This window comes from Streptococcus sp. NLN64, from assembly GCF_015831295.1.
Taxonomy (GTDB): domain Bacteria; phylum Bacillota; class Bacilli; order Lactobacillales; family Streptococcaceae; genus Streptococcus.
On sequence record NZ_JADXDQ010000088.1, the window covers coordinates 1 to 3733 of the forward strand.

The following is a 3733-nucleotide window of genomic DNA, read 5'->3' on the forward strand; positions in this document are numbered from 1 at the left end:
TTCTTCGCTTGGGCAGCTTCGTCAATAGCTGCTTTAGCCGCTTCCTTGGCTACTGGAGATGGATTTACTGAGTTAATATTTGTTACGCCTGCGTCTTTGGAAGATGACACACCAGCGTTGGTTGTTGCGTTATCGATGGCTTTCTTCGCGTCAGTGGCTTTAGAATCAACTTCTGATTTAGCGGTTGATTTTTCTTCATCTGTGAGATCAGGACGAGCGTCAATCTCAGACTTCTTAGCTTGTGCAGCATCATTGATCGCTTTCTTAGCTTCATCCTTAGCCACTGGAGATGGATTCACTGAGTTTATGTCTGTTACACCAGTGTCTTTGGCAGATGATACAGCATCGTTGGTTGTCGCATCATCAACAGCTTTCTTAGCGACAGTTGCTTTGGTATCAACCTCAGACTTAGCGGTTGCCTTCTCTTCGTCAGTTAGATCTGAGCGTCCGTCGATCTCTGCTTTCTTCGCTGCTGCTGCGTCATCGATGGCTTGCTTAGCTACTGGCTTAGCTACTGGAGATGGATTTTCTGCTTTAATCGCATCAACTCCTGAATCCTTCGCCGCTGTTACATCCGCATCTGTCTTCGCTGCATCTACTGCGTCTTTTGCTTTGGTTGCTTCTGCATCAACCTCAGACTTAGCAGCTGATTTCTCTTCGTTCGTCAAGTCATCACGACCGTCGATCTCTGCTTTCTTCGCTGCTGCCGCGTCATCGATCGCTTTCTTAGCGGCATTCTTCGCTACTGGAGATGGATTCACTGAGTTTATGTCTGTTGCACCAGCATCCTTAGCGAAAGTTACTCCATCGTTGGTTGTCGCAGCGTCGATCGCTTGTTTGGCTTGGACAGCTTTAGAATCGACTTCTGATTTAGCTGTTGATTTTTCTTCATCTGTTAAATCAGTGCGCGCATCTATCTCGTCTTTCTTAGCTTGAGCAGCTTCATCGATCGTTTTCTTAGCGGCATCCTTCGCTACTGGAGATGGGTTTACTGAGTTGATATCCGATACTCCTGCATCTTTAGCGGAAGTCACGCCATCGTTGGTTGTTGCAGCGTCAATTGCTTTCTTCGCGTCAGTGGCTTTAGAATCAACATCGGATTTAGCTGTTGCTTTTTCTTCATCTGTGAGATCAGGACGAGCGTCAATCTCAGACTTCTTAGCTTGGGCAGCTTCGTCAATAGCTGCTTTAGCCGCTCCCTTGGCTACTGGAGATGGATTTTCTGCTTTAATCGCATCAACTCCTGAATCCTTCGCCGCTGTTACATCCGCATCTGTTTTAGCCGCATCTACTGCGTTTTTTGCTTTGGTTGCTTCTCCATCAACTTTCGCCTTAGCTGCGTCTTTCTCTTCCTTCGTCAAGTCATCACGACCGTCGATCTCTGCTTTCTTCGTTGCTGCTGCGTCATCGATGGCTTGCTTAGCGGCATCCTTGGCTACCGGAGATGGATTTACTGAATTGATATCTTTCACACCAGCATCCTTAGAGGAAGTTACTCCAGCGTTGGTTGTTGCTAAATCAATAGCTTTCTTCGCGTCAGTGGCTTTAGAATCAACTTCTGATTTAGCTGTTGATTTTTCTTCATCTGTTAAATCAGTGCGCCCATCTATCTCGTCTTTCTTAGCTTGTGCAGCTTCGTCAATAGCTGCTTTAGCCGCTTTCTTGGCTACTGGAGATGGATTCACTGAGTTAATATCTGTTACGCCTGCGTCTTTGGCAGATGATACAGCATCGTTGGTTGTCGCATCATCAACAGCTTTCTTAGCGACAGTTACTTTAGAATCAACTTCTGATTTAGCAGCTGCCTTCTCTTCGTCTGTGAGATCAGGACGAGCATCAATTTCAGACTTCTTAGCTTGAGCAGCTTCATCGATCGTTTTCTTAGCGGCATCCTTCGCTACTGGAGATGGGTTTACTGAGTTGATATCCGATACTCCTGCATCTTTAGCGGAAGTCACGCCATCGTTGGTTGTTGCAGCGTCAATTGCTTTCTTCGCGTCAGTAGCTTTAGAATCAACATCGGATTTAGCTGTTGCTTTTTCTTCATCTGTGAGATCAGGACGAGCGTCAATCTCAGACTTCTTAGCTTGGGCAGCTTCGTCAATAGCTGCTTTAGCCGCTCCCTTGGCTACTGGAGATGGATTTTCTGCTTTAATCGCATCAACTCCTGAATCCTTCGCCGCTGCTACATCCGCATCTGTTTTAGCCGCATCTACTGCGTCTTTTGCTTTGATAGCTTCTGCATCAACTTTTGCCTTAGTTGCGTCTTTCTCTTCCTTCGTCAAGTCATCACGACCATCGATTTCTGCTTTCTTCGTTGCTGCTGCGTCATCGATGGCTTGCTTAGCTGCTGGCTTAGCTACTGCATCTGGATTTTCTGCTTTAATCGCATCAACTCCTGAATTCTTCACCGCTGTTACATCCGCATCTGTTTTAGCCGCCTCTACTGCGTCTTTTGCTTTGGTTGCTTCTGCATCAACCTTTGCCTTAGCTGCGTCTTTCTCTTCCTTCGTCAAGTCATCACGACCGTCGATCTCTGCTTTCTTCGCTGCTGCTGCGTCATCAATGGCTTGCTTAGCTGCTGGCTTAGCTACTGGAGATGGATTTTCTGCTTTAATCGCATCAACTCCTGAATCCTTCGCCGCTGTTACATCCGCATCTGTTTTAGCCGCATCTACTGCGTCTTTTGCTTTGATAGCTTCTGCATCAACTTTTGCCTTAGCTGCGTCTTTCTCTTCCTTCGTCAAGTCATCACGACCATCGATTTCTGCTTTCTTCGTTGCTGCTGCGTCATCGATGGCTTGCTTAGCTACTGGCTTAGCTACTGGAGATGGATTTTCTGCTTTAATCGCATCAGCTCCTGAATCCTTCGCCGCTGTTACATCCGCATCTGTCTTCGCTGCATCTACTGCGTTTTTTGCTTTGGTTGCTTCTGCATCAACCTCAGACTTAGCAGCTGATTTCTCTTCGTTCGTCAAGTCATCACGACCGTCGATCTCTGCTTTCTTCGCTGCTGCTGCGTCGTCGATCGCTGCTTTAGCCGCTTCCTTGGCTACTGGCTCTGGGGTCACTGACTTAATATCCGATACTCCTGCATCTTTAGCGGAAGTCACACCATCGTTGGTTGTCGCAGCGTCGATCGCTTGTTTGGCTTGGTCAGCCTTAGTATCAACATCAGATTTAGCGGTTGATTTTTCTTCATCTGTGAGATCAGGACGAGCGTCAATCTCAGACTTCTTAGCTTGGGCAGCTTCGTCAATAGCTGCTTTAGCCACTTCCTTGGCTACTGCATCTGGATTTTCTGCTTTAATCGCATCAACTCCTGAATCCTTCGCCGTCGTTACATCCGCATCTGTCTTCGCTGTATCTACTGCATCTTTTGCTTTGGTTGCTTCTGCATCAACTTTTGCCTTAGCTGCATCTTTCTCTTCCTTCGTCAAGTCATCACGACCGTCGATTTCTGCTTTCTTCGTTGCTGCTGCGTCATCAATGGCTTGCTTAGCTGCTGGCTTAGCTACTGGTGTCGGATTTTCTGCTTTAATCGCATCAACTCCTGAATCCTTCGCCGCTGTTACATCCGCATCTGTCTTCGCTGTATCTACTGCGTCTTTTGCTTTGGTTGCTTCTGCATCAACCTCAAACTTAGCTGCGTCTTTCTCTTCCTTCGTCAAGTCATCACGACCGTCGATTTCTGCCTTCTTCGCTACTGCTGCGTCATCGATGGCTTGCTTAG

At 47.1% G+C, this 3733-nt stretch carries 1 protein-coding gene; it reads right to left on the reverse strand.

Translation table 11 applies throughout. The features are described 5' to 3' along the window. On the reverse strand, window positions 1–3733 hold a 3733-nt coding region (locus tag I2503_RS09065; RefSeq protein ID WP_196967742.1), incomplete at both ends, for a DUF1542 domain-containing protein.